Origin of the sequence: Nocardiopsis sp. MG754419 (genome assembly GCF_018207095.1) — a bacterium.
GTDB lineage: Bacteria > Actinomycetota > Actinomycetes > Streptosporangiales > Streptosporangiaceae > Nocardiopsis.
Window position 1 is genome coordinate 1 of the sequence record NZ_QOCZ01000070.1, and the last position, 26,976, is coordinate 26,976.

At 71.3% G+C, this 26,976-nt stretch carries 20 protein-coding genes; 11 read left to right on the forward strand and 9 right to left on the reverse strand.

Annotation, left to right across the window (positions count from 1 at the left end):
* Positions 1 to 120: 120 nt before the first annotated feature.
* From DSY14_RS15105 to DSY14_RS15120, 4 genes are all read right to left on the reverse strand, one after another.
* Positions 121 to 1,017 (reverse strand): GAF domain-containing protein, encoded by an 897-nt coding sequence (locus DSY14_RS15105; protein WP_211717197.1) that lies wholly within the window; start codon positions 1,015 to 1,017, stop codon positions 121 to 123.
* 422 nt (positions 1,018 to 1,439) lie between these two features.
* Complete coding sequence (locus DSY14_RS15110) at positions 1,440 to 3,944, reverse strand: MMPL family transporter (RefSeq protein ID WP_211717198.1); 2,505 nt, start codon at positions 3,942 to 3,944, stop codon at positions 1,440 to 1,442.
* Positions 3,945 to 3,985: 41 nt separating this feature from the next.
* On the reverse strand, positions 3,986 to 4,678 hold the full coding sequence (locus tag DSY14_RS15115) for a TetR/AcrR family transcriptional regulator (RefSeq protein WP_211717199.1): 693 nt from the start codon (positions 4,676 to 4,678) through the stop codon (positions 3,986 to 3,988).
* Between the two features lie 833 nt (positions 4,679 to 5,511).
* Positions 5,512 to 6,342 carry a siderophore-interacting protein gene (locus DSY14_RS15120; protein WP_211717200.1) on the reverse strand — a complete coding sequence of 277 codons (831 nt, stop codon included), beginning with the start codon at positions 6,340 to 6,342 and terminating at the stop codon, positions 5,512 to 5,514.
* 470 nt (positions 6,343 to 6,812) lie between these two features.
* Between DSY14_RS15120 and DSY14_RS15125 the strand changes: the two genes are divergently transcribed.
* On the forward strand, positions 6,813 to 12,284 hold the full coding sequence (locus DSY14_RS15125) for a carboxyl transferase domain-containing protein (RefSeq protein WP_211717201.1): 5,472 nt from the start codon (positions 6,813 to 6,815) through the stop codon (positions 12,282 to 12,284).
* Between the two features lie 456 nt (positions 12,285 to 12,740).
* Here DSY14_RS15125 and DSY14_RS15130 read toward each other — a convergent pair whose 3' ends face one another.
* Both DSY14_RS15130 and DSY14_RS15135 read right to left on the reverse strand, forming a co-directional pair.
* The gene (locus DSY14_RS15130; RefSeq protein WP_211717202.1) at positions 12,741 to 14,300 is read right to left on the reverse strand and encodes a cryptochrome/photolyase family protein; all 1,560 of its coding nucleotides are present in this window, start codon (positions 14,298 to 14,300) and stop codon (positions 12,741 to 12,743) included.
* 178 nt (positions 14,301 to 14,478) lie between these two features.
* A complete protein-coding gene (locus DSY14_RS15135; RefSeq protein ID WP_307851233.1) occupies positions 14,479 to 14,886 on the reverse strand; it encodes a GNAT family N-acetyltransferase in 408 nt (135 codons plus the stop codon).
* Between the two features lie 289 nt (positions 14,887 to 15,175).
* Between DSY14_RS15135 and DSY14_RS15140 the strand changes: the two genes are divergently transcribed.
* The 5 genes from DSY14_RS15140 (at position 15,176) to DSY14_RS15160 (ending at position 19,766) form a co-directional block, all read left to right on the forward strand.
* Positions 15,176 to 15,523, forward strand: a complete 348-nt coding sequence (locus DSY14_RS15140) for a DUF3817 domain-containing protein (RefSeq protein WP_211717203.1) — start codon at positions 15,176 to 15,178, stop codon at positions 15,521 to 15,523.
* 536 nt (positions 15,524 to 16,059) lie between these two features.
* Entirely contained in the window at positions 16,060 to 16,863 is an 804-nt protein-coding gene (locus DSY14_RS15145) for a peptidoglycan recognition family protein (RefSeq protein ID WP_211717204.1), read from the forward strand.
* Positions 16,864 to 17,125: 262 nt separating this feature from the next.
* Positions 17,126 to 17,947 carry an alpha/beta fold hydrolase gene (locus tag DSY14_RS15150; RefSeq protein ID WP_211717205.1) on the forward strand — a complete coding sequence of 274 codons (822 nt, stop codon included), beginning with the start codon at positions 17,126 to 17,128 and terminating at the stop codon, positions 17,945 to 17,947.
* Positions 17,948 to 18,051: 104 nt separating this feature from the next.
* Positions 18,052 to 19,137, forward strand: a complete 1,086-nt coding sequence (locus tag DSY14_RS15155; protein ID WP_211717206.1) for an S-(hydroxymethyl)mycothiol dehydrogenase — start codon at positions 18,052 to 18,054, stop codon at positions 19,135 to 19,137.
* Positions 19,134 to 19,766, forward strand: a complete 633-nt coding sequence (locus DSY14_RS15160; RefSeq protein WP_211717207.1) for an MBL fold metallo-hydrolase — start codon at positions 19,134 to 19,136, stop codon at positions 19,764 to 19,766. Before DSY14_RS15155 ends, DSY14_RS15160 begins: the two co-directional genes overlap by 4 nt.
* Before the next feature lie 97 nt (positions 19,767 to 19,863).
* Here DSY14_RS15160 and DSY14_RS15165 read toward each other — a convergent pair whose 3' ends face one another.
* Positions 19,864 to 20,337 carry a DUF4352 domain-containing protein gene (locus DSY14_RS15165; RefSeq protein WP_307851234.1) on the reverse strand — a complete coding sequence of 158 codons (474 nt, stop codon included), beginning with the start codon at positions 20,335 to 20,337 and terminating at the stop codon, positions 19,864 to 19,866.
* 666 nt (positions 20,338 to 21,003) lie between these two features.
* On the reverse strand, positions 21,004 to 21,261 hold the full coding sequence (locus DSY14_RS15170; RefSeq protein ID WP_211717208.1) for a fibronectin type III domain-containing protein: 258 nt from the start codon (positions 21,259 to 21,261) through the stop codon (positions 21,004 to 21,006).
* On the opposite strand from DSY14_RS15170, the gene DSY14_RS15175 reads away from it, so the two are divergent.
* Positions 21,241 to 22,422 (forward strand): mandelate racemase/muconate lactonizing enzyme family protein, encoded by a 1,182-nt coding sequence (locus DSY14_RS15175; protein WP_307851235.1) that lies wholly within the window; start codon positions 21,241 to 21,243, stop codon positions 22,420 to 22,422. The genes DSY14_RS15170 and DSY14_RS15175 overlap by 21 nt on opposite strands.
* Positions 22,423 to 22,454: 32 nt before the next feature.
* Here DSY14_RS15175 and DSY14_RS15180 read toward each other — a convergent pair whose 3' ends face one another.
* Complete coding sequence (locus DSY14_RS15180) at positions 22,455 to 23,681, reverse strand: MFS transporter (RefSeq protein ID WP_211717216.1); 1,227 nt, start codon at positions 23,679 to 23,681, stop codon at positions 22,455 to 22,457.
* Between the two features lie 475 nt (positions 23,682 to 24,156).
* Between DSY14_RS15180 and DSY14_RS15185 the strand changes: the two genes are divergently transcribed.
* The 4 genes from DSY14_RS15185 to DSY14_RS15200 all read left to right on the forward strand — a co-directional run.
* A complete protein-coding gene (locus DSY14_RS15185; protein ID WP_211717209.1) occupies positions 24,157 to 24,750 on the forward strand; it encodes a methyltransferase in 594 nt (197 codons plus the stop codon).
* A complete protein-coding gene (locus tag DSY14_RS15190) occupies positions 24,747 to 25,538 on the forward strand; it encodes a Rossmann-like domain-containing protein (protein WP_211717210.1) in 792 nt (263 codons plus the stop codon). The genes DSY14_RS15185 and DSY14_RS15190 overlap by 4 nt, the downstream gene beginning before the upstream one ends.
* Positions 25,535 to 26,506 (forward strand): GHMP kinase, encoded by a 972-nt coding sequence (locus DSY14_RS15195; protein WP_211717211.1) that lies wholly within the window; start codon positions 25,535 to 25,537, stop codon positions 26,504 to 26,506. Before DSY14_RS15190 ends, DSY14_RS15195 begins: the two co-directional genes overlap by 4 nt.
* Positions 26,464 to 26,976 (forward strand): pyridoxal-phosphate dependent enzyme (locus DSY14_RS15200; RefSeq protein WP_211717212.1); only part of this gene is annotated, 513 nt, incomplete at its 3' end. The genes DSY14_RS15195 and DSY14_RS15200, both read left to right, overlap by 43 nt.

A 26,976-nucleotide genomic window follows, 5' to 3' on the forward strand; every position in this document is an offset into this window, starting at 1 on the left:
GCCCTCCCCTGGAGAGAGGCGTCCACGTCACCGGGGCGGGTGCGGGGTCAGGCGGGGCGGACCTCGCCGGTCGAGCGCATCAGCGCGCGGTCGCGCCGACGGCGTTCGGAACGCACTTCCTCAAGGGCTCTCTGGAGCTTCTCCTCGGGCGTTTCCGTCTTCTGGGCGAGGTAGTTCTCTCGGGGTCTGGTCAACTTGATCTTTCCCATCACGACCATTTCTCTTGTCGGGACCGGGACCACCGGTCGCGCCTCGGGCCGCTTCCGCGAACAATATACCCAGTGCGGCGGCGAACAATGCGATCGTGGATCCGTGCTGGTGGTCGAGGCTTCCGGGTTGGGGGGCGTCGATGGTGACCATCCCGAACGCGTGCTCGGTGGAACGGATCGGCGCCGCGATGAAGGTGTTGTAGTGCGCGCCCGTGCCCGCCCAGTAAGGGGTGTCGGCGCCCTCGCTCCGCAGGTCCTCGACGATGATGAAACGGCCCGGCAGCTCGTCGAGGATACGGAAGGCCTGGTCACCGCGTTCCGTCCCGCGCACGAAGTCACGGGGACGGTCGGGGCGCCCGGCGGGGAAACGGGGTTCCATCCGGAGCCCGTCGGTGGAGACCACGAACACGACGGCGCGCACCTCGGGGACCGAGGCGAACGCGGCGCGGAGATCACCGGCCACCCGCATGGCGGCGGCCTCGGCGGTCTCGATCCTCTTCTCCCGGGGCCGGAAGGTGGCGGTGGCGGCCAGTTCCAGAAGGGGCGCCAGCGCCTCTTCCAGCACCTTCTCGCGGGCCGAGGTGAGTTCGTTGTTGTTCTCGCTGCGGCGTTCCCACCAGAGGTCGAGCGCGGGGATGATCACCCCCGCACAAATGGGCGGCACACCCCACCAGATCTCGATTCCCGAGAGAATGGTGCCGAACGCGACGAGGAGACCGGACAACGACAACGCCAGGGGTTTGTGGCGATGCACGACGTAGCCCAGCCATGACAGCGTGCCCCGGAGGGGGTTGACCGGTTTCTGCACGCCGATCACTGTAGCGGGATCGCCTGCTGTGTGTGACCGGGGTACCACCGAACGACGCGTGCCCGAGGAACCGGCCACCTTCGTCACCGGACGGGTGTCGCGCCCGAGCACGGCTCCCTTGGCCTCCGTGGCGTCGGCCACCACGCGACGGGGAGGACGTCGCCTCCCGCGTCACGTCCGTCGGGCCCCGACCGGGAACGGGCCACCGGCACGGTGACGAGGGGGACCACCACGCACACCGGCGGCGTCGCCGGTCGGCCGGCGCGTTCCGGCCGCGCACACCGGACGTATCCACCCCTTCGGCACCCCGCTGGTGGGAGGACCGCGCTCGGAACGCGGCCGGCCCCGATGCCATGACGAGGGCCCGGCACGGGCGCGCCGACGTGTCGCCGGGGCACCCGTGCCGGGCCCTGAAGTGAGGGTCAGTGGCGACCCGAGGAGACACCCGGGTCGGTTCCGACCTCGTCGGAGGCGGCCGACGTCTCCGTGGCCTCCGCCTTCCGGAGGTGGTCCCTCTCCAACGACGAACCCTCCACGTCGATGTCGGGCAGCAGACGCTCCAACCACCGGGGCAGCCACCAGGCGGCGTCACCGGCCAAGTGCATCACCGCCGGGATGAGCAGCATGCGCACGATGAACGCGTCGAGCAGCACACCGAAGGCGAGACCGAAGCCCACGGAGCTGATCATCACCATCTCGGAGAAGATGAAGCCGCCGAACACCGAGATCATGATGATCGCGGCGGCGGTGACGACGGCCCGACCGGCTCGGAAGCCCTGGACCACCGCCAGGCGCGCCGGCGCTCCGTGCACGTAGGCCTCACGCATGCCCGTACCGATGAAGAGCATGTAGTCCATCGCCAGGCCGAACAGGATGCCCACCATGATCGTGGGCAGGAAGCTCAGTACCGGTCCCGGGTTCTCCAGGCCGAGCAGACCACCGAACCAGCCCCACTGGTAGACGGCGACCACACCGCCCAGGGCGGCGAAGTAGGACAGGATGAACCCGAGTGTGGCCACGACCGGCACGAAGATCGACCGGAACACCAGCAGCAGGATGACCAGGGACAGACCCACGACCACGGTCAGGTAGGTCGGCAGGGCACCGGCGATCTGCTCGGAGATGTCGATGTTGCCGCTGGCCATGCCGGCGACGCCGAGCGGCGCCTCGCCGTGGATGGGCTCCATGTCGCGGAGCTTGTGCACCAGCGCCTCGGTGGACTCGCTGGAGGGCCCCTCCGTGGGCTCGACCTGGAAGATGGCCAGCGTCCCGTCGTCGGAGATCCCGATGGGGGCCACCGCCTCAACGTCCTCCAGGGCGTGGATCGCGTCGGCGACCTCGAACTGGTACTGCTCGGCGTTGTCGTCCGCCTCGGCGTCGGTGGGACCGCCGGGCAGGTCGGCGGTGACCAGGAGCGGGCCGTTCTGCCCTTCACCGAAGTTGTCGGTGATGGCGGTGTAGGCGCGGAACTGGGTGGAGTCGACCGACTGCGAGGAGCCGTCCGGCAGGCCCTGACGCAGGTCGAGGGCGGGCAGGGCGATGACACCGAGAACGATGATGGCGATGGCCGCCCGACCGAGCGCTCCCACGTGCGTCATCGGCTTGACGTCGACGTGGTGGTCGGGCGTGCTGCCGTCGGAGGACGCGTCCAGCCGGGAGCGTTCGCGCTTGGACAGGATGCGGGCGCCCACCAGCCGCAGCAGCGCCGGAATGAGCGTGATGGCCACGAACACGGCGATGGCGATGGCGATCGCACCGACGCTGCCCATCAGGCCCAGGAAGCCGATACCGGTGAGGTTCAGGCCGAGCAGGGCGATGAGCACGGTGGCACCGGCGAACACCACGGCGTTGCCGGCCGTCCCGTTGGCCAGACCGATCGACTCGGTGAGATCCAGGCCCTGCTTGAGCTGGCGTCGATGCCGGTTGACGATGAACAGGGCGTAGTCGATGCCCACGGCCAGTCCGAGCATCAACCCCAGGATCGGGGTGATGTCGGCGATCGCCAGGACACCGGACAGCGACATGGTGATCAGGGTGGCGATGCCCACGCCGATCAAGGCGGTGAGGATCGGCAACCCGGCGCCGACGAAGGTGCCGAGCATGATCACGAGCACGATGCCGGCGACGACCACACCGATGATCTCGGCCTTGCTGACCAGGCTGGGCAGCTCCATCGCGATGTCGTCGGCGAACTCCACGGTGGTGCCGGGCACCGGCTCGTCGTCGAAGGCGGAGATGACGGCGTCGCGGGTCTCCTGGGCGACCTCCTCCTGCGCGGCGGTGAAGGTGACCATCACCAGCGCGGTGGAGCCGTCGTCGGAGACCGTGCCGAGACCGGAGGCGATCTCCATCAGGGCCTCGCCCTGTTCGAGCTGTTCCTCCTCGGCGTCCAGCCTCTCGACGCCCTGGTCGAGCTCGTCCTGCCCCGCGTCGAGGGCCTCCTCGAACTGGTCGAGCATCCCGCCGGCCTCGGCCTGGGCGCGGTTCTCGTCGAGTTCCTCCTGCCCGGCCTCGGCCTCGGCCCGGGCGTCGTCGATCTGCTCACGCCCGTCCGCCAGGAGTTCGGCCTGGTCGGCACGTTCGGCCTCGGTGGCGAACGGATCCACGACGGCCTCGACCCCGTCGACCTCGGCGGCGCGTTCGATGCGTTCGGCGATGGCCCCCTCTTGCGCCTCGGTGAAGGCCTCGCCGTCCTCGGTCTGGTAGACGATGGTGCCGGCGCCGCCGCCCATGCCCTCGAACTCGGACTTGAGGCGCTGGTTCACCTGGTCGGTCGGGGTGCCGGGGATGGAGAAGCCGTCCTCCAACTCTCCTGAGAAGAGGAAGAAGGCACCGCCGGCCGCCACCAGCAGGGCGAGCCAGAGAGCGATGACGGTGCGGGCGCGCCGTGCCGAGGCACGCCCGAGTCGATAGAGAAGTTCAGCCATGGTTCTTCCGCAGGAGTGGTGGGTGTGGTGAGCAGAAGCGCTCAGGAGGCGTCGGAGCCCAGGGCGCCGAAGCCGTCGCGGTAGGTGGCGATCATGCGGTCGAGCAGCGTGTCCCAGACGCGACGGGACTCGGGGCTGTCGACGCCACCGGTGGTACTGGCCCAGTGGCGTACCACGGCCAACGCTCCACCCACGAGCGCGCCGCACATCAGGTCGACCTCCAGGGGGTCGGCCGAGGGGTGGTGGCGCAGGGTGGTGGCCGCGATCCTGGTGCCCAGGTCGGTGATGGCGCGCTCGAAGAGCACGGCCTGGCGCGGATCGAGGGCCCGGTAGCCCAGGTCGAGGATCTGCGTGGGCCGGCCGTCCTCGTCCTCGTCGTGGAAGATGCGCGTGAGCTCGGTGATCGGGGTGACCAGGTCGGTGACGCGCAGGGCGGCGGCGACCCGGTCGAACATCGACGTACGGCCGTCGGCCGCGCCGAGGTTGGCGTCGACGTTGTCGAGGACGACGCCGAGCATCTCGCGGAACACCTCGAGGGTGATGTCGTCGACCGTCTTGAAGTGGTTGAAGACGGTGCGGCGGGAGACGTCGGCGCGTGCGGCGAGCTGGTCGACGGTGAAGTCGGTGCCGCCGATCTCGGTCATGAGTTCGGCGGCGGCGTCGATGATGGCGCGCCGGTGCCGAGCCTTGAGGGCCTCACGCCGATCGGCCGGTGGGCGCCGCTGTTCTGCCATGAGTCCAGAATAGGGAGGATGGTGCACTCAGTGCAACGACGCACTGAATGCACCGAATCACATTCTTTCGTCGCCGGTCGGGTGCTGAGATGGATCGGGACCGGTCTCCTCGGCCCGAAAGGGACCTCGGAGCCGCGAGAGATGCGGGGCGCACGACCGCGCACGGGAAGAACGGGGAGCGCCGGAACGCGGACCCACGCGGGAGGAACGAGGAGGACCGCCGCGCGGGGCGAACCCACGGCGCGGGCGGGACGGGGGTCGGGCCGCGAAGACCGGTCCGACTCTCCGGACACGCGTTCCCCGCCGTGGAGGAAGGGGACGGTCGTGGCGACCATGAGCGCCGGCGCCCCGAGGCCGAGCAGGCCGAGCAGGCCGAGCAGGCCGTGGCACAACTACCGGCCCACGCCGAGACCGAGGAAGGCGTCCCCCGCCATGACCACGGCGGTGCCCATACCGAGCGACGCCCCGGACAGGGGACCGACATCAGTGGACGCGGGGGTCGGCGGCCCACCGCGGTCACGGTGGCCAGGACCGGAGGTGCGCCGAGCAGGCCGGAGCCGGCCCGGGCCATTGTTCGACGGACACACTCGGTAGCCGCCCGAAGGGGGCTTCCTCGGCCTGCGCGGCACGGGCGGCCCGCCGGGGAGACCCGACCGCTCTGGACGGCGGTGAGGGCCTGCGCGGCGGCCTGTCCGAGGAGGGCCACCGCCAAGAGCGCGGCGGGCCGACGCGCGGGCCGGTGGGCGCGGTCGTTGGCGTCATCCCCCCACCGAGCAGGGGCCGACCGCTCACCGGCCTCTCAGAGCACGTACGCGAACGGCCCCGGAACGCGGTCAGTTCCGCTTGGCGCGGCGGCCCACACGCCAGTAGGCACAGAACTGGACGTTGTCCTTGGGAACACCGGAGTTCAGCGCCAGGGAGCGCGCGGCCAGGACGAAGGAGGCCTCACCGACGACGTACAGGCGGGTGTCGGGGGTGATGACCCGCGAGCGCAGGTGCTCCAGGACCCCTTCTCCGGCGTCCTCACCCGCCACGCGTACGGTCCAGACGGGATCGGCGCCGGACAGTTCGCGGCGGTCCGCGGCGTCGGGCACCTCCAGGACGTAGTCACAGGGCGCACCGGCCAGGGAGCGGGCGATGCCCTCGATCCCGGGCAGTCCGCTCTCGTCGGCGACCACCAGGAGCGGGCCGGTATGGCCCTCGACGTTGAAGATGCGCCCTTGGTCGAGCATCCCGACCCGGTCGCCCGGGCGCGCGTCCAGGGCCCAGCGGGCGGCCCGTCCGTCGACCTCACCGGTGGTGGTGTCGCGGTGGATGACGAAGTCCACGTCCAGTTCCCATGCCTCGCCCACGCGGCGGGCGTCGCGGATGGTGTAGTTGCGCACCACCGGACGGTGCGATTCCTCGATGTCCAGTAGACGGGAGTACCAGCCCTCCGCGCCGCCCATCGGCAGGTCGAGGGTGCCGTCGGGCGCGGTCAGGAAGAGCCGGAACCAGTGGTCGAAGCCCAGGTACTCGAAGTCGTCCTCGAAACCGTCGCCGGTGCTGCGCAGCGTGACCCGGGCGAACCCGGGGAAGGGACGGGAGGTCGCCTGGACGGCCAGGGTGCGGACCGAGGCGGCGCGGGGGTGGACGGGGCGGAAGGCGGCGAGCTGTTCGGCCATGGAGTGCCTCCTCGGGGTACGGGTGATCGGGAGGGGGCGTCCTCGATCGGCGTGATGGGAAGGGTCTGTGCGTGCGGCCGAGCACTCCCGCGAACGGGGAGGTCGACCCCTGGCCAGGTTAGACTAACCTAACTCGAGTTTCCATGCCCCGAGGGGTGCGTACCGCCTGTCCTTCCGGCGAGCCCCGGCTCACGAAGACGGGACGTTCGCCGGCGCCGCACCCCCGGACTTGTGGGATCGCCACAGACGCCCTCGGGCCCCGATGTGGGCGAGAACACGCCCACAGGCTCCGCGCCCGGTCGGCGACACCGGGGCACGGGTCCTTTTTGGTCGTTTCCCACAACTCAACCCCCCCAAGATGCGTTGGGTGCGTCATGGCGTCGCGCGCGCTCAGACGAGAAGGTGGAGACTGCCGGGGCCGCCTTTGTCGCCGCGCGCACATCATTGGTCTTACAGAAGGGCTCATTCGGGTGTTCAGTCGTGTCGCCATCGTGAACCGTGGTGAGGCCGCCATGCGGCTCATCCACGCCGCCCGTGACATCGCCGCGGAGAGCGGGACACCGATCGAGACCGTCGCGCTGCACACCGACGTCGACCGCACGGCCGCGTTCGTGCGCGAGGCCGACCTGGCCTACGACCTCGGTCCCGCAGCCGCACGCCCCTACCTGAACATGGAGGTGTTGGAGCGCGCCCTGGTGGAGTCGGGCGCCGACGCCGCCTGGGTCGGTTGGGGATTCGTCGCCGAGGATCCGGCCTTCGCCGAACTCTGCGAACGCATCGGCGTCACCTTCGTCGGCCCCTCCCCCGACGCGATGCGCAAGCTCGGCGACAAGATCGGCGCCAAGCTCATCGCCGAGGAGGTCGGTGTCCCCGTCGCTCCGTGGAGCCGCGGCCCCGTGGAGACCCTCGAGGAGGCCCTGGCCGCGGGTGAGCGGATCGGCTACCCGCTGATGCTCAAGGCCACCGCGGGCGGTGGTGGACGCGGCATCCGCGTCGTCACCAACGGTGAGGACCTCGCCGACGCCTACGAGCGCACCAGCCAGGAGGCCGCGCGCGCCTTCGGCAGCGGCATCGTGTTCCTGGAGCGCCTGGTGACCGGCGCCCGCCACGTCGAGGTCCAGGTGATCGCGGACGGTCAGGGAACCGCGTGGGCGCTGGGGGTGCGCGACTGCTCGGTGCAGCGGCGCAACCAGAAGGTCATCGAGGAGTCCGCGTCGCCGCTGCTGAGCCCGGAGCAGACCGACGAGCTCAAGACCTCCGCCGAGCGGCTGGCCGTCGCGGTGGGCTACCGCGGCGCGGCCACGGTGGAGTTCCTGTACCACCCCGGGGAGAAGCTGTTCGCGTTCTTGGAGGTCAACACCCGACTCCAGGTCGAGCACCCCATCACCGAGGCCACGACCGGGTTCGACCTGGTCCGCGCCCAGCTGCACGTGGCCGCCGGCGGCACCCTCGACGGTGAGCCCCCGGCCGAGCGTGGGCACGCCGTGGAGGCACGGCTCAACGCCGAGGACCCCGACCGCGACTTCGCCCCCTCCCCCGGCCGCATCGCCCGTCTGGACCTGCCCGCCGGCCCCGGTATCCGCGTGGACACCGGTGTGGCCGAGGGCGACACCATCCCCGCCGACTTCGACTCCATGATCGCCAAGATCATCGCCTACGGTCGCGACCGCGAGCAGGCGATGGCACGCCTGCGTCGGGCGATGCGCGAGACCACCGTCATCATCGAGGGCGGCGCCACCAACAAGAGCTTCGTGCTGGACCTGTTGGACCGACCCGAGGTGATCGACGCCTCCGCCGACACCGGGTGGATCGACCGGGTGCGCGCCGAGGGCGACCTGGTCGCGCACCGGCACTCCGCGGTGGCCCTGGCGGCCGCCGCCATCGAGGCCTACGAGGAAGAAGAGCGGGTCGAGCGGCAGCGGCTGCTGTCCACCGCGTTCGGCGGTCGCCCCCAGGTGCAGCACGAGAGCGGTCGCCCGCTCGACCTGAAGCTGCGCGGTGTGGGTTACCGGGTGCGGGTCGCGCGTCGAGGCGCCGACCGGTTCCGGGTGGCCGTGGAGGCCGGTGAGCTCACGCGCAGCGCCGACGTGGAGCTGGAGCGTTTCGACCGGCACAGTGGCCGCATCACCGTCAACGGTTCCCGCTACCACCTGCTCACCGGCACGCACGGCCCGGTCCACCTGGTCGAGGTCGACGGTGTGGCGCACCGGGTCAGCCTGGACGAGGGCGGCGTGCTGCGTTCGCCCACCCCGGCGCTGGTGGTCGCCACCCCGGTGGAGGTCGGTGCCGAGGTCGAGGCCGGCGCCCCCGTGCTGGTGCTGGAGAGCATGAAGATGGAGACGGTGCTGCGCGCACCGTTCCGCGCCCGTCTGAAGGAGTCCGCGGTCACCGTGGGCGGCCAGGTGGAGACCGGTGCCCCGCTCCTGCGTCTGGAGCCGCTGGCCGACGGGGAGGAATCCGAGGAGACCACGGACGCGCCGGTCGAACTCGACCTGCCCGAGCCTGCCCGGACGGTGCCCACCACCGAGCGGATCACGCGCGGCCGGGAAGATCTGCGCGGTCTGCTGCTCGGCTTCGACCCCGACCCGCTCGACGAGCAGCGGGTGCTCGACGACTACCTCGCGGCCCGACGTGAGGCCGTGGAGGCCGGGCAGCGTCCGCTAGAGGCCGAGCTCTCCCTGCTCGACGTGTTCGCCGACCTCGCGGAGCTGAGCCGTAACCGGCCCGCGGGTGAGGACGACGTCAGCGACACCCACGTCCACAGCCCCCGCGAGTACCTGCACACCTACCTGCAGAGCCTGGACGTGGAGCGGGCGGGTCTGCCCGCGACCTTCCAGGCCAGGCTGGCCCGGGCCCTGGCCCACTACGGTGTCACCGACCTGGAGCGCACCCCCGAGCTGGAGGCCGCGGTCTTCCGCGTCTTCCTCGCCCAGCAGCGCGCCGCGGTCGACGCGCGACTCATCGCCGGCCTGCTGCGCGTCTGGCTGCGGGAGGCTCCGCCCAACGCCGAGATGCGCGAGCCCACCGGCCTGGCCCTGGAGCGGCTCGTGGCCGCCACCCAGGTGCGTTTCCCGGCCGTGGCCGACCTGGCACGGGGTCTGGTGTTCGCGTGGTTCGGTCAGCCGATGCTGCGTCGCCACCGCGCCGAGGTCTACGCCGAGGTCCGCCGCCACCTGCGTCACCTGGACGAGAACCCCGACTCCCCCGAGCGCGCCGAGCGCGTCGCCGCCATGGTGCGCACCACCGAACCGCTGGTGCGGCTGCTCGGTCAGCGGCTGGTCCGTGAGGACCGGGACAACACCGTCCTGCTGGAGGTGCTGAACCGCCGCTACTACGGCAACAAGGGACTCACCGACGTGCGCGCCGTGCACGGGGCCGACTGCACGTACGTGGTGGCCGAGCGCGCCGGTGTGCGTCTGGTCTCGGCCGCGGTGGGCTTCGAGCACCTGGGCGACGCCGTGCGCGGCCTGGCCGAGCACGCCGGAAGCGACCTTCCCGTGTACGCCGACCTGTACCTGGCCTGGGAGAAGCAGCCCGAGGACTTCGAGGCCATGGCGGCCGCCCTGCACAAGGCCGTCAACCTGCACCCAATGCCCGCGGGGGTGCGTCGCCTGACCACCACCGTCGCCGGTCGGGACGGCGCGGTCATGCACCACCACTTCACGTTCCGTCCCTCCGACGGTGGGCTCCTGGAGGAGGACCGCCTGATCCGGGGCCTGCACCCGCACATCGCGGAGCGCATGCAGATGGAGCGGTGGAACCGGTTCGACCTGACCCGCCTGCCCTCCGCGGACGAGGAGGTCTACCTGTTCCGGGCCGTGGCCCAGGACAACCCCTCCGACGACCGGTTGGTCGCCTTCACCCAGCTCCGGGACCTGACCGAGCTGCGCGACCACGAGGGCCGTCTCATCTCGCTGCCCACCGCCGAGAACACCATCGCCAGCTGCCTGGACTCGATCCGTCGCGCCCAGGCCGGTCGGCCGGCCAAGAAGCGGTTCAACACGAACCGCATCGTCATGTACGTGTGGCCGCCGGTCGGTGTCACCGACGAGGAGATCCAGGCCATCGGCCGACGGGTGCTGCCCACGGTGGCCGGTGCCGGTCTGGAGGAGATGCTCTTCATCGCCCGCCGCCGCGACGCCGCGACCGGCGAGCTGATCAAGACGGCCGTGCGGGTGCCCTTCGACGCCACCGGCACCCCCGGTCTGGCCATCGGCGACCCGTCCACCGAGCCGGTCGAGCCGATCGACGACTACCGGCAGAAGGTGCTGCGCGCCGGCAGCCGCAACACCGTGTACCCCTACGAGCTCACCGAACTGCTCGGCGACTTCGTCGAGCACGACCTGGACGAGAACCACGCGCTGGTCCCGGTCGACCGCCCCAAGGGCCGTAACAGCGCGGCGATCGTCGCCGGTGTGATCACCACGAAGACCCAGCGACACCCCGAGGGCATGAGCCGCGTGGTGCTGCTGGGCGACCCCACCAAGTCGCTGGGCGCGCTGTCCGAGGCCGAGTGCCGTCGTGTCATCGCGGCACTGGACCTGGCCGAGCGCACGGGGGTGCCGCTGGAGTGGTACGCCCTGTCCGCGGGCGCCCGGATCTCCATGGAGTCGGGTACCGAGAACATGGACTGGGTGGCCGCGGCGCTCAAGCGCATCGTGGAGTTCACCCAGGACGGCGGCGAGATCAACATCATCGTGGCGGGCATCAACGTCGGCGCGCAGCCGTACTGGAACGCCGAAGCGACGATGCTCATGCACACCAAGGGCATCCTGGTGATGACGCCGGACTCGGCCATGGTGCTCACCGGCAAGCAGTCGCTGGACTTCTCCGGCGGTGTGTCGGCCGAGGACAACCACGGCATCGGCGGTTACGACCGGGTGATGGGCCCCAACGGCCAGGCCCAGTACTGGGCGCCCAACCTCATCGCCGCCCGCGACATCCTCATGGGTCACTACGACCACACCTACGTCGCCCCCGGTGAGGTCGCGCCGCGCCGCGCGATCACCGCCGACCCGGTCGACCGGGACGTCTCCGACTTCCCGCACGTGGTGGAGGGCAGCGACTTCACGACCGTCGGCGAGATCTTCTCGTCCGCGGCCAACCCCGACCGCAAGAAGCCGTTCGACATCAGGACCGTGATGCGGGCGCTGGCCGACCAGGACCACCCGGTGCTGGAGCGCTGGGCGGGCATGGCCGACGCCGACACCGCGGCGGTGCAGGACGTGCACCTGGGCGGGGTGCCCGTGTGCCTGTTGGGCATCGAGTCGCGGTCGGTGCAGCGACGCGGTTTCCCCCCGGCGGACGGTCCCGACACCTACACCGCGGGCACCCTGTTCCCGCAGTCGTCGAAGAAGGCGGCGCGGGCGATCAACGCGGCCAGCGGCAACCGTCCGCTGGTGGTCCTGGCCAACCTGTCGGGCTTCGACGGGTCCCCCGAGTCCATGCGCAAGGTGCAGCTGGAGTACGGCGCGGAGATCGGCCGGGCCATCGTGAACTTCCGCGGCCCCATCGTGTTCTGCGTGATCTCCCGATACCACGGTGGCGCGTTCGTGGTGTTCTCCAAGGCGCTCAACCCCAACATGACGGTGTTGGCGTTGGAGGGATCGTTCGCGTCGGTGCTGGGCGGCGCCCCGGCCGCCGCGGTGGTCTTCTCCGGTGAGGTCGACAACCGGACCTCGGCCGACCCCAGGGTGAAGGACCTGGAGACGCGTCTGGGCCAGACGACGGGCACCGACCGGGCCCCCCTGGCCGCCGAGCTCAAGGAGGTGCGCGCCTCGGTGCGTTCGGAGAAGCTGGGCGAGGTGGCCGCGGAGTTCGACCGGGTGCACAGCATCCAGCGGGCCGTCGAGGTGGGGTCGGTGGACGCGGTGATCAGCGCCGCCGAGATGCGTCCGCGCATCATCGCGGCGGTCGAGGCCCACCAGAACCAGGGCGCGTAGGACCACAGGTGCCAGGGCCCACCGGAGCGTTCCGGTGGGCCCTCGCCGTGTCCGGGCCGGGCAGCGCCGGCGCTCCGGTTCCGGTCGCAACGGAGGCTCCGCGCATGAGGCAGGCCCCGTCCGAACGTTCGGACGGGGCCTGCCTCATGTGCGAGGGGTCGACGCGGCGGTCGCCTCACGGCGGATGGCACAACAAGGCTCCTGCCACCTGACGGTGCGGTATTCCCTGAAGGCTGTGTTTAGAGCCCGGGGGACACTTTCTACCGCGCCGACCCGCACCGTGTAACGGACTCACCCCCACCCCTATTCCAGGGCCCGGGGTCGGATTCGAGAATCCGTGTCGGTCGGGCCCCGCGCGGGGCGGCACGACACCCACGCGTCGCACCACGGTGCACGCGTGCCCGTGCAGGTGAGAGGGGGCACCGGTCCCTGCGATGTCGGGCCCCTCGGACCCGTTCAAAGGTCCCGGTGCCGCTCCTGCTCGACGACCGCCTCCAGATCGGAGAGCCGGCGCATCGACGCCAGCGGTCGCCGCATGCGGTGGTTGCCCGCGAGCGCCCCCGCGTTCCGGTGCATCCAGGCCCAGTACCCGGCGGTGAAGGGGCAGGCGTTCTCCCCCACCCGCACTTTCGGGTCGAAGACGCAGGAACCGCAGTGGTCGCTCATCCGGTTGATGTAGGCGCCACCGGAGGCGTAGGGCTTGGTGGCCACGACCCCACCGTCGGCGTACTGACTCATCCCGATCACGTTGGTGGCCATCACCCAGGGGAAGCCGTCGACGAAGGCGGTGGCGAACCAGGCGCTGAGCTCGGCCGGGCGGTACCCGCGCTGGAGCGCGTGGTTGCCGAGCACCATGAGCCGCTGGATGTGGTGCGCGTAGCCGCGATCCCGGACACCGATCATGGTCTGGCGCAGACACTCCGCCTCGGTCCCGTCCGCGTCGAGTTCCCACCACCAGCGCGGCAGTGGGGTGCGCGCCCGGAAGTGGTTGCGGCGCTCGTACCCGCGCCCCAGGTGCCAGTACAGGTGCCAGGTCCACTCCCGCCAGCCGAGGACCTGCCGGACGAACCCCTCCGTGGCGGCCAGGGGCGACTCCCCTTCCCGGTACCTGCGCTCCGCGGCCCGCACGACCGCCAGTGGGTCGAGGAGACCGAGGTTGAGGGGGACCGAGAGCAGGGCGTGCGACATGGACCAGTCGTCGCGCAGCATCGCGTCCTGGTGGGTGCCGAAGGTCGGCAGCCGTTCGTCGAGGAACCTGCGCAGCGCCCGCTGTGCCTCGTCGTGTCCGATCGCGAAGAGGCGGGGGCCGTCCCTGCCGATGAACGCGGCCCCGTCATCGCGCATCCGGTCGAGATCGCGCCTGACCTCGTCGTCGACGCTCTTCTCCCGGGGACGCCAGGGCGCCGGCACCCCGAGCGTCGTGGCGTGTTGGGGCGGCCCCTCGCGGTTCTGCGCGTCGAAGTTCCACCGCCCGCCCACCGGCTCACCGTCGGGTTCGAGGAGGACGCCGAACCTGCGACGCTGGTCGCGGTAGAAGTCCTCCATGAGGAACCGCGAACGGTTCTCGGCCCATCGGGCGAAGTCGGCGCGCGGGAGCACGAAGCCGGCGGTGGGCAGGACCTCCCCCACCCACCCCTCCGTCTCCAACCGCTCCACGAGGTCGCGCGCGTTGTGCGAGCAGGGTTCGTGCACGTCGACCCTGCGGCCGAAACGGCGCAGCCCCTCACGGTAGGTGGGGGCGCGCACCAGGGTCGCGCGGTCGCCCAGTTCCTCGGCCAGCGACCGCATCGCGGCCAGCACCAGGTGCGCCTTGTGCCGGTGGATCGGCCGGTACCGGAGGGCGTGCTCGGACTCGATCAGCAGGATCGGACGGTCGCGGAGTTCGGGGGTGCTGTGGAAGTGCCTGCCCAGTTGGTCCCCGAACAACCACAGGGGTCGGTCGTCGACGATGCGCTCTCCTCGGGTGCGGTGGTGGATGTCGGCATGGTCGCACCTTCGTCGATACGGAGCGATCACGACGCGCGCCGCCGTGCGAGTCCGCCCGGAACGCCCCGGAAGATGAGGGGTGGGACACCGTGCGACGCGCGCTCCTCCCCACCGTTCCGTGCCCCCGCCACGGGAGCCCCCGACCCTTCGCGCGTGATCGGTCCCTCTCGACCCGTGGTGGTGGGCGTGCCCCCGCGTGCCCGGGGCCTCAGTCCGGATCCGCGCGCAGTCGGAGCAGCCCGGCGTGTGTAGGGCCGAAGCCGCAGGCCTGGCGGTAGAAGGCCTCCAGGTGGGGCTCGAAGTCCACGTGCACCCACGTGATGTCCCGCTCCCGCAGGTCCTCGATCAGGGCCGCGACCACGCGACGGCCGAAGCCCCGCCCTTGGAGCGCCGGGGTCACAACGGCGTCCAAAAGGAAGGCGTGCTCGCCGCCGTCCCAGACCGCGTGCACGAACCCGACCAGGTGACCCGCGGCGAAGACGCCCGCCCAGGAACGGCTGTGGCGCGCCAGGCGCTCGGCCCAGGGGGTGAGCGCGTACCGGCGGTCGAACGCCTCGGCGTGCAGACGGGACAATTCCTCGTCATCGACGGGGAACCGCGTGCGTATCTCGATCACTCGTCAGCGTCCTCCTCGTGGTGGTGGAGGCCGAAGGTACCCCGACGCCGGTGACCGTCGACCTCGCGGGCCGCGTCGCGCACGAGCCCGTGTCCCTTCGGGAGCGGCGCGACCCGGCTGCACCCATGAGGTTGGCATCGCGTCGCCGACCCGCGGCGTCCGGGGTGCGCCCCGGAGGGACGAACGGCTCGTCACCCACCCCGATGTGGGCCGGTCGGCGAGGTGATTTAGCCTGTGGAAGGCCGCCCCCGAGACCGCCGCGACCGCGTCACGAACCCGAGGAACCACGTTGAACTTCACGTCCCTGACCGCACGGGCCTTCCGTGTGGTGGCCGTTGTCGAGGCCTTCACCTGGGCCGGCCTGTTGGCCGGCATGTACGTCAAGTACCTGGGCAGCGGCAGTGAACTGGGCGTACAGATCTTCGGCCCCCTGCACGGGGGCGCGTTCATGGTGTACGTGGCGCTCGCCCTGCTCGCGGCCTACCGACTCCGCTGGGGGGTCTGGCCGACCCTGGTCGCCCTGGCCGCCTCGGTGCCCCCGCTCGGCACACTACCGGCGGACTGGTGGCTGCACCGCACCGGACGCCTGGACCCCGCCCGGGTCGAGGCCGCTCGGGAGCCCACGCCGGTGGCCTGACCTGGCACGCGATGGTTCCGGGCACGCCCCCGTCACGCGACGGGGCCCGGCCCCTTCGACACGCCCTCTGAGCCTTCCGAGCGCCGGTGCGCCGAACACGGGGGACCACGCACCGCACCGGACCGCTTCGGCCCCGCCCCGCATGGCGCCGCGCCGATGCGCCCGCCATGAACGGCACCGCACCGCACCGCACCGCACCGCACCGCACCGCACCGCACCGCACCGCACCGCACCGGGGGATCTTCTCGCCGGGCACATCCCATGCCCTTCCAGGAACGGAATTCCGAACGGGTCACGATACCTTTCGTGACCCGTTTTCCGTGCGCCCCACACCCCCGATGACCATGCGTAACATGAGCCCCAAAAGGCGCACGCCTACCTCAAGACACACATTTTGAGAAGGGGTGTAAAAGGTTGACGAAGTGACCGGTTGCGGACAAAAGAAATTTTCATGTCACCCTTTGCGTAACGGGAGTGATCCATGGTGAGTTGTGAACTGGCAAGTAACCACCCCCACCTCGGAAGGGATCCCCCGTATGTGCCAGCACCACGGACCCGCCCGCCGCACACTCCTCCAGGGAGCCGCCGCCGCGTCCGGTGCCGTCCTGCTCGGAGGCGCCGGTACCGCCGTCGCGCACGCCGAGACACGGACGGCCGCGGCCGAGCCGGCGATGTACTTCCGCGCCGACTGGAACGCACGCCCCCCGTCGAGCCCCATCCAGGTTCTGGCGACCCCGCCCACCTACGTGGTGGTCCACCACACCGCGACCGCCAACAGCACCGACTACTCCGAGGCCCATGCCCTGGCCCTGTCGAGATCGATCCAGAGCTTTCACATGGACTCCAACGGCTGGTCGGACGCGGGCCAGCAGTTCACCATCAGCCGCGGCGGCCACCTCATGGAGGGCCGTGACCGCGCCGTCCCCGCCGTCCGTGAGGGCAGCCACTGTGTGGGCGCGCACGTGGCCAACAACAACAGCACGTGCGTGGGCATCGAGAACGAGGGCACCTACATGGACGTGGGTCCCACCCAGGCGCTCACCGACAAGCTCGTCGAGACCCTCGCCTGGCTGTGCGGCGCCTACGGGCTCGACCCACAGCAGGCCATCCTCGGCCACCGCGACTTCAACGCCACCGCATGCCCGGGTGACACGCTCTACGCGATGCTGCCGGACCTGCGCAACGCGGTGAGCGGCCTGATGGTCGCCCAGGGCATGGAGATCGGCACGGCCAGGGTGTCGACCGAGGACGCGCCCACCTACCCGCCCGTCCCGGAGGACGAGCCGCAGCGCGAGTTCTTCCACGGTCCCGGCCGGGGCGCGGACGACTTCACCCGCTGACACGCGCCACGACGATTCCCCGTTCATCGTCGTGCCCGACCCGCACGCGACACGATCGTGAGGGGCGGCCCCCGTCGTGGTGGCCGCCCCGTCCCGTGCGCCGCGACGGTGTCGCCGCTGCCCCGTCACCCGTCACCCGTCACCCGTCACCCGTCACCCGTCACCCGTCACCCGGGCGGGACCGCGGTCTCCGCGTCCCCGGTTCCGTCATCGGCCGTGGTTACCCTCGAAGCCCTCGACGAACGTCGGAAGGGAACCGGACATGGTGGATCAGGGGCAGACCGAGGTGTTCGCCTCCGCTGAGGGCGCGGTGCGCTGGAACGTGATCGGCTCGGGAGAGCCCGTGGTGCTGTCGCACGGGACCCCGTTCTCCTCCTACGTGTGGCGTGAGATCGCCCCGGCCCTGGCCGACCGGTACCGGGTGTACACGTGGGACATGCCCGGGTACGGCGCCTCGGAACAGCGCACCGGGCAACACGTGTCCCTGGCCGCGCAGGGCCGGGTGTTCGCCGCGCTGCTCGCGCATTGGGGACTGGACCGGCCGCGGGTGGTGGCGCACGACTTCGGTGGCGCGGTGGCTCTCCGCGCCCACCTGCTGCATCACGTCCCCTACTCCCGATTGGCCCTGGTCGGCCCGGTGGCGGTGGCCCCGTGGGGATCGCCGTTCTTCCGTCTGGTGGGGGGCCACACCGAGGTGTTCGAGCAACTGCCCGCGGCACTGCACCGCGCCCTGGTCACCGAGTACGTGCGTTCGGCGAGCGCCACCGGTCTGATGCCGCACACCCTGGAGGCGCTGGTGGCGCCGTGGCTGGGCCCGGAGGGGCAGCCGGCGTTCTACCGACAGATCCGACAGGCGGATCAGGCGCACACCGACGAGATCCAGGACTCCTACGGCGAGCTGGACCTACCGGTGCTGCTCACCTGGGGAGAGGCGGACGCGTGGATCCCACCGGAGCGTTTCCGTGACCTCGCCACGATGATCCCGGGTGTGGTCACCCGCCCGCTCGACGGTGCGGGCCATCTCGTGCAGTTGGACGCGCCGGCCCGGTTGACCGCCGCCCTGCTCGCATTCCTCGGCACGTGACCCACGCGGCACCGTTCAGGCCGGATACCCGTGGGGCCTGTGGGGAATGCCTGCCCGTGGGTGACGCGTACCGTGTCACCCACCGACCTGGAGACGGAGTCCGCATGTCCCAACAAGTGCAAGGTGTCATCTCTCGGGCCAAGGGAGCGCCGGTGGAACTCACCACCATCGTCGTTCCCGATCCCGGGCCGGGTGAGGCGGTGGTGCGGATCCAGGCGTGCGGGGTCTGCCACACCGACCTGCACTACCGCGAGGGCGGCATCAACGACGAGTTCCCCTTCCTGCTCGGCCACGAGGCGGCCGGGACCGTGGAGTCGGTGGGCGAGGGCGTCACGGGGCTCGAACCGGGTGACTACGTCGTCCTGAACTGGCGGGCCGTGTGCGGACAGTGCCGGGCCTGCGCCCGGGGCCGCCCCCAATACTGTTTCGACACCCACAACGCCGAGCAGAAGATGACCCTGCTGGACGGCACCGAGCTGTCGCCGGCCCTGGGTATCGGCGCGTTCGCGGAGAAGACCCTGGTGGCCGCCGGACAGTGCACCAAGGTGGATCCGGCCGCCTCTCCCGCGGCGGCGGGGCTGCTCGGCTGCGGGATCATGGCGGGGATCGGCGCCGCCGTCAACACCGGCGGCGTCACCCGGGGCGACTCGGTGGCGGTGCTCGGCTGTGGTGGCGTGGGCAGCGCGGCGGTGGCCGGTGCGCGTCTGGCCGGGGCGAACCGGATCATCGCCGTCGACCTGGAGGACCGCAAGCTGGAGTGGGCGCGCGGCTTCGGCGCCACCCACACCGTCAACGCCTCCCGGACGGACCCGGTCGAGGCGATCCGGGAGCTCACCGGCGGTTTCGGCGCCGACGTGGTGATCGACGCCGTCGGGATCCCACGGACCTACGAACAGGCCTTCTACGCCCGTGACCTGGCCGGCACCGTGGTGCTGGTGGGCGTGCCCACTCCGGAGATGCGGCTGGAGCTGCCGCTGTTGGACGTGTTCGGCCGCGGCGGGTCACTGAAGTCGAGCTGGTACGGGGACTGTCTTCCCTCGCGGGACTTCCCGATGCTCATCGACCTCTACACCCAGGGCAGGCTGGACCTGGACGGATTCGTCACCGAGGAGATCGGTATCGGTGACGTCGAAGAGGCCTTCGCCCGCATGGAGCGCGGCGACGTTCTGCGATCGGTGGTGCGACTGTGAGTGACGCGCGAGTGGAACATCTGACCACGTCCGGGGTCTTCGCCCTGGACGGCGGTTCCTGGGAGGTGGACAACAACGTCTGGCTGTTCGGCGACGACGAGGAGGTCGTAGTCGTCGACGCCCCGCACGACGCAGAGGCGATCATCGCGGCGGTGGCCGGACGCCGCGTGGTGGCGGTGGTGTGCACGCACGGGCACAACGACCACGTCAACGCCGCTCCGGCGGTGGCCGACGCGACCGGGGCGCCGATCCTGCTGCACCCGGATGACCGGGTGCTGTGGGACATGACCCACCCGGATCGGGCCCCGGACGGCGAACTCGCCGACGGCGGGTCCGTGAAGGTCGCCGGCACGGAACTGCGCGTGATCCACACCCCGGGTCACGCACCGGGCGCGGTGTGCCTGTACGCGGCGGAGTCGGGTGTGCTGTTCAGCGGCGACACCCTGTTCCAGGGCGGCCCGGGGGCGACGGGACGGTCCTACTCGGACTTCCCGACCATCCTGGACTCGATCCGTGATCGGCTGCTGACGTTGCCGCAGGACACGGTGGTCAACACCGGTCACGGCGACTCCACGACCATCGGCGCGGAGGCCCCGCACCTACAGGAGTGGATCGACCGAGGCCACTGAGGTCCGGACACGCCCCTGAACGGAGCCCCGCACCAGGGCCGTCCACGTGCGGGGCTCCGGTTCCGTCCAGGCGCCGCCCGGGCCCTGGTGCTCGGTGTCAGTCCAACCGGACCTTCAGGGTGTCCTCCAGTGAGATGACGTCCTCGACCTGCAACGTGGTCGCGTCGGTCCCTTCGGGAACGTCGAAGACGACCTCTCCGGTGACCGAGTTCCCGGGGTTGATCTGTTCGAGGAAGAGACTCTGTTCGCCCGTCTGTCCGCTCGCCATGTGCGTGTTCCCGTCGGAGTCGACGACGGTCACCCCGCTCTCGTCGAAGATGGTGGCCTCGTCGCCGCTGTTGAGCACGGTCATCGTCACGACCAGGAACTCCCCCTGCGGGACCTGTTCGGTGCCCCCGTCGTCGAAGGTGTCGGTGGTCTCCACACTCTCGACGGTGACCTCCCACTGCCCCACCGTTCCGACCTCGCCGACCGCCACGTCCTCGGTGCGCTCCTCCTGGGTGCCCGCTCCACCCTCGCCGGACGTGGTGTCGGTGCCGACGATGGCCGCGGTGCACGCGTACAGCAGCACGAGAAGGACGGCGACCGCGAGCAGGATCCACGGCCACTTGCGCCGTTTCCTCGCCGCGGGAGCCGGCGGTGGTGGGCCCTGGCCCGGTGGATATCCGTGGCCTTGGCGGGGCCCATAGCCCGGCGGAGGGCCGTGGCCCTCCTGGGGTCCATGACCCTGCGGGGGGCCGTGCCCCTCTCGTGGCTCACGCTCCGGGGCCGATCCACGCTCCTGGGGAGGCCCCTGGCCCTGCGGCGGCCCTGGGCCCTGGGTGGGCCCCTGCTCCCGTGGTACGTCGTCACCCTCCGGCGGTCCGTGTCCCCGCGATGCGTCATGGCCCTGCCCCGGCCCATCACCGCGCTCCGACCCGTCACCCTGGTTCGGGCCGGGGCCCGGCCGCTCGGGTTCCTCCGGGTCGGGGCCGTTCCGCGTGCCTCCCATGGCACCGCACCTCCTGGAGGGGAGACCTGGCCACGCTCTGGCGGGACCTACCTCTCCTTCAAGGGTCGCGGCTACGGCCGAGTACGGGGGGCAACACCCCTCAAAGTGTTTCCGTGAAAACGGGGGCCGGAGCGCCAATTCCCCGACAATTCCCCCGGTGCGAGGCAACCACCGGACCGGTCCCGCCGCCGCTCGCCGGCCCGCACCGCTCAGCCCGGTCTCCCACGCGGGGTCCCTCCGATGTGCTCAGGCGGTGTCCGCTCGCTCCGTGCACGCCTGCTCCGAGGGGGCGATCTCGTCCACGCTGAGTACGGCGATGACGACGAAGCAGTACTCGCGGTCCGGTTCGAGGCCACTGACCCTGGCCTGTCCGGAACCGGGCTCGGCGGCGGCGAGGTTGCCCGGTGTCTCCCCCGCGGGACCACCGATCACCTGGTGGTCGGCGGCCGGATCGGTGTTGTCGGTCCACGTCACCAACACGGTGTGGCCGGTGTCCTCCAGCACGACATCGGTGGGGGCGAGGGTCTCGACCAGGTCGGCCCTGGGCGTCGCGCCGTCGCCCTGCGCACTCTCGGGGCCGCCGGTCGGTGGTTCCACCGCCCCCTGCCCCTGTTCGTCGGGAACATCCGTCGCCACCGGGGAGGGGTCGGACGACGCGACCCGTTCCAGGAGATCACCACCGAGGCCGGTCACGAGGGCATCGGCTTCGGGTACTCCAAGCGCGCCGGCGGCCCGGGGCAGTTCGCGCACGCTCGGGAGGTCGCCCCCGCCCTCATGGGCGAGGACCCGAGCGACATCGAGAAGATCTGGGACAAACTCGTCTGGGCCGGGGCCTCGGTGGGTCGGGGTGGTCTGTCCACCCAGGCCATCGCCCCGTTCGACATCGCCCTGTGGGACCTCAAGGCCAAGCGGGCCGGGCTCCCGCTCGCCAAACTCCTGGGCAGCCACCGTGACTCGGTGCGCTGCTACAACACCTCGGGCGGGTTCCTGCACGCCTCCACCGAGGAGGTCCTGGACAACGCGACCGCCTCCCTGGAGCGCGGCATCGGCGGGATCAAGATCAAGGTCGGCCATCCCGACAGCGCCCGGGACCTGGCCCGGGTGGAGGCGGTGCGCGCGCACCTGGGCGACGGTTTCCCGCTCATGGTCGACGCCAACCAACAGTGGTCGCGGGCCGAGGCGCGACGGATGTGCCGGGCCCTGGAACCCTTCGGCCTCGTGTGGATCGAGGAGCCCCTCGACGCCCACGACTTCGCCGGTCACGGCCGGTTGGCCGAGACCTTCGACACCCCCATCGCCACGGGTGAGATGCTCACCAGTGTCGCCGAGCACGCCGAACTGATCAGGCACGGCGGCGCGGACATCGTCCAGCCCGACGCGCCCCGCATCGGCGGTATCACCCAGTTCCTCAAGGTGCTGGCCATGGCCGACCGGAACCACCTGCAGTTGGCGCCGCACTTCGCCATGGAGATCCACGTCCACCTCGCCGCCGCCTACCGGCACGAACCGTGGGTGGAGCACTTCGAGTGGCTGGACCCCCTGTTCGAGGAGCACCTGGAGATCGCCGACGGTCGCATGCACCTGTCCGGCCGACCGGGGTTGGGGATCACCCCGAGCGAACAGTTGCGCAAGTGGACGGTGGATCGGCACGAGGAGAGCCTGTGAGCCTGCCGGCGTGATCCCCACCCGGCACGGGCTCAGCCACGCCCGTGCCGGGTCCGGAAGTCGCGGGCGCCCGGTGCGAGGGCGGCCAGCGCCGGTACCACCGCGCACAGCACGGCGGTGCCCAGCAACACCGCCTCCGGTCCGAACGCCTGCGCGGCCGGGGCGATGAGCGCCAGTCCCACGGGCGCGAACCCGTAGGCGAACAGGAAGTCGAGCGAGGACACCCGCGCGAGCTTGTCCGGGGCGACCTCGCGCTGGGCGGCGGTGAACCACGGGACGTTGAAGAGTTCCACGCCCAGACCGACCACGGCGTAGGCGGCGAACACCACGACGGCCCCGACGGGGAACGCCAGGCTCAGCGGGGCCAGGGCGTACAGACCCAGGCCGAACAGCGCCCACCAGCCCTGCGCGCGGGGCTTCCACCGGGCCATCAGCAGTGCGCCGACCAGGGCGCCTGCGGTGTAGGCGGTCAGGGCCCCGGCCAGCACCGCCTCGGTGCCGTAGTGGTCCCGGCTGACCAGCGGCAGCAGCACGTTGGTGGCCGAGTACCCCAGGGCGATGACGGTGGTGAGTGCGGCCAGTCCGGCCAGGAACCAGGGGTGACGCCGGGCCTCGACCAGCCCTTCGACGAACTCCGTGTGGAAGGGCGCCCGCTCGCGCACCGTCCCCGGGAGGGCGCTCCCGCCGCGGGGCAGCAGGGCGGCCGCCAGCCACAGTCCGGCGGTGACCAGGAGCAGGACCCCCGGGCCCGTCACGGTGGCGGCCAGCGCGGTGAGTCCGGGGGCGAGCAGCGTCACCACCCGTACGGAGAAGGTCAGCGCGGCGTTGGCCTGCTGGCGGTCCTCGACGGCCACGACCTCGGCGGTCATGGCCTGGAAGGCGGGCCGACAGGCGCCCTGACCCACACCCACCACGGCGGCGGCCACGGCCATGAGCGTGACGGAGGTGCCCAGTCCGGCGGCCAGGACGGGAGTGGCCACGGCGGCGGCGAGTCCGGACCACAGCACCACCCCGCGTCGTGAGTGGCGGTCGGCGAGCAGCCCGCCGAGGGGGACGGCGACGAGGAATCCGGCCGTCCGGGTCGCCAGGACCAGTCCGAGGCCGACGGCGCTCAGGGACCCGTGCAGCACGGCGAGTCCGAGGATGAACGGCATGGCCCAGGTGGCCAGTCCCGACGCGGTGGTGGCGCACCACAGGCGGAGGAAGTCCGGTCGCAGGAGTGGGGTGGGTCGCCGGTCGCCGGTCGTGTTCGGCGTCATCGTCGAGGACACGGGCAGCTCTCATCTCTGGTCGTTCGGGGGTGTGGTCGCGCACCACTCTAGTGAAAACGATAATCAATTGCGCACATCTTCGTGTGCCGCGCTCGATTCCCCGCGGACTCCGCGCCGCTCCGGCGTCTCCCCGCTCGTCGGGTCCCGCGGTGTTCGTGCTGCTCCGGCCCGTGCGCCGCTCCGGTGCGCGGCATGCGCGCGTGAGGTCGGGTCGGGGGTGTGCCGGTGTCGATCGGGGTGGAAGTGTCACTCCTCGCCCCTTCCGCGGCGACGGGTCGGCTTACGTGGGGGTTCGTGGCTCTACGGCGAGGGGAACGACTCGTGGGGGCGCGCGGGCGTCCGGTGTTCATGAACCGACCGTGCGTGACAACGATTTTCATTACCGTTATAGTCACCCCTCAGAAACCGGGTCACCCCCGACCCACCGCTCCACGTCCGTTCCACCCCCATCGAAAGGACCCGAGTGCACCCCTCCCTTCTCGACCGGCTGCCCCCGCCGTTGCCCGCCGACCGGATCGTCGCGCTCAACCGGCCCAAGGTCGACCTCCACACCCACCGGAGCTACGCCTGGAACGGCTGGGACTTCGAGGTGCCCCCGGGCGTCTTCCTGCCCGGCGCCACCAGCCGGATGATCCACCAGCGTGTCCTCGACGACGACATCGACGTCCGCGGCCGCTCCTACGCCGCGGTGGGGGTCGGGCTCGGGGTGGAGGCCGTCGTGGCGGGAGTACGCGGGGCCGCCCGCGTGCACGCCCTGGACGTCGTCACCTTCAATCCGCCCGCCGTCAGTCGGCCGGTGAGCCAGGACCCCGACATCGTGCGCAACGTGTGCGCCGGAACCCCCGTCACCGACGCGTTCTTCGACCAACTCGCCGAACGCGACCTCCTGGCGCCCGGGGGAGAGGTGTTCCTCATCGCCTCCAACACCGCCGACCTGCGCCACATCATCGGCCACGCCCTCACCGTCGGCTTCACTCCGCGGATCCACCACCTGCACGACTGGGACGACGGCGTCCTCACCTATCTGTTCCGCCTGACCCGGGAGGCCGACCGATGAGAGACCTCGACGCACTTCGCCGTTCCGTGCTCGACACCCCCGACCTGCCCGTGGCCACCAGCGTGTTCTGGGTGCACCACGGCACCCGTCTGGCCGGAGGCGACGTCACCTACCTCAACCAGTACGTCCTGGTCCGGATCGGGCGGGCCTTCGGCGCCTGCGCCTTCGAGGCCGGCGAACTCGACCCCGCGATCTGCGCCGACCTCTCCGGGCGGCCGCTCCGCGACCTGCTCGACGGCCCCGCGCCGGTCCGGGTGGCCGCCCTGGACGCCCACCTCGCCCAGGCGGCACCCCACCGCGACGATCCCCGCGCCGAGGCCGTCACCCTTCCCCACGGCACCCCTGAGGAACGCGCCGTGGCCCGCGACCGCGCCATCGCCGGCCTGCTGCCCGACCCCGAGAACAGACGCGTGGCGCTCATCGGTGTCGTCAACCCCCTCGTCGCCGCCATCCGTGAACGCGGCGGCGAGTGCCTGCCCTGCGACCTCAACCTGCGCCGCACCCAGTGGGGCGACGAGGTCGACCCCGACATGGAGAAGGTCCTCGCCGAGGCCGACGCCGTCGTCGCCACCGGCATGACCCTGGGCAACGGCTCCTTCGACCGCATCCTGGAGCGCTGTCGCGAACGTGGATTGCCCCTGGTGCTCTACGCCCAGAGCGGCGCCGCGGTGGCCCGTGCCTTCCTCGACTCCGGCGTCACCGCGCTGTCCGCCGAACCCTTCCCGTTCTCGCAGTTCAGCGCAGAACCGACCACGCTCTACCGATATCGCGAGGAGGCCGAGGAGTGACCCTCGGAACCGGACAGGCCACCTGCCACCACGGCGAGGTACTCCAGGGGATCTTCCTGGACGGGCGGGGAGAACCCACCCGAGGCCTGGTCACCCTGCCCATGGCCGAACCCGCCACCCGCGCGGTGTTCACCCCGTTCTCCGCCCGCGCCCCCCGGCGCGTCGTGGTGGACCCGCCCGACCGCGCCAAGGCGGCCCGCGCCGCGGAGCTCGCCGTGACGGCGTGCGCCCGCCGGGGCGGGCTCGTTCCGGTGGGCGGCCACCTCAGCGTGCGCGGCGGGGCCGTGCCCGGACTCGGCATGGGCTCGTCCACCAGTGACGTGACCGCTGCGGTGCGGGCCGTGTCCGCGGGGCTCGGGGTGGAGCTGCCGCCGCACGTGGTGGCGGAGGTGGCGGTGGCCGCCGAGGGCGCCAGCGACCCGATCATGTTCGGTGAGCGACCGCTGCTGTTCGCCCAGCGTCGTGGCCGGGTCCTGGAGGAGCTGGGCGCGGCCCTGCCCGAACTGGCCGTGGTGGGCTGCCTGACCGGTTCCGGTCACCCTGTCGACACCCTCGCCCTGCGGGGTACCGCACGGGCGGGGGACATCGCCGTCTACGAAAGGCTGCGTGCCGCGCTGCGCACCGCCATCGCCGAGAACGACGCCGCCGGGCTCGGTCGCGTCTGCACCGAGAGCGCCATCCTCAACCAGCGGGTGCTGCCCAAGGACGAGCTCGGCACCCTGCGAGAGGCCGCCCGCTCCTGCGGGGCGGTCGGTATCCAGGTGGCGCACAGCGGCAACGTCGCCGGCCTTCTCTTCGACGCCGCCGAGACCGATCTGCGCGCCCGCATCGACGCGGCCGTCGACCGTCTGGGCTGGGAGGGGCTCACCCCCACCCGCGTCTTCTCCACCGTCACGAGAACCACCCTGAACACCGGGGAGCGATCTTGGACCACCACGTTTCCGATGCCATCGCCCGACCTGATCTGATCGACCTGGGCGACGGCCTGGCCTGCCTGCGCTTCGAGTCGATGAAGGTGGCGTCCGCCCTCGCGGCGGTGCGCCACCTGCTGGAGACCGGGGCGATCCGCCCCGGTGACACCCTCATGGACAGCTCCAGCGGCATCTACGCCTACGGGTTGGCACTGGCCGCCCACCGCTACGGGCTGCGTTGTCACATCATCGGTTCCACCACCATCGACCGACCTCTGCGCCTGCAGCTGGCCGTGCTGGGCGCGACCCTGGAGCAGATGCCGCCCTCCGACGACCTGGGGCTGGACCAGAACCGGAGGGTCCGCCGGGTCCAGGAGGTGCTGCGCGCCCACCCCCACTACCACTGGATGCGTCAGTACCACGACGTCATCCACGGGTTGGGCTACCGGGCGGTGGCCCGGCGCATCCGCAAGGAACTGGGAGAGGAACCGCTCACCCTGGTGGGCGGGGTGGGGTCGGGGGCCTCC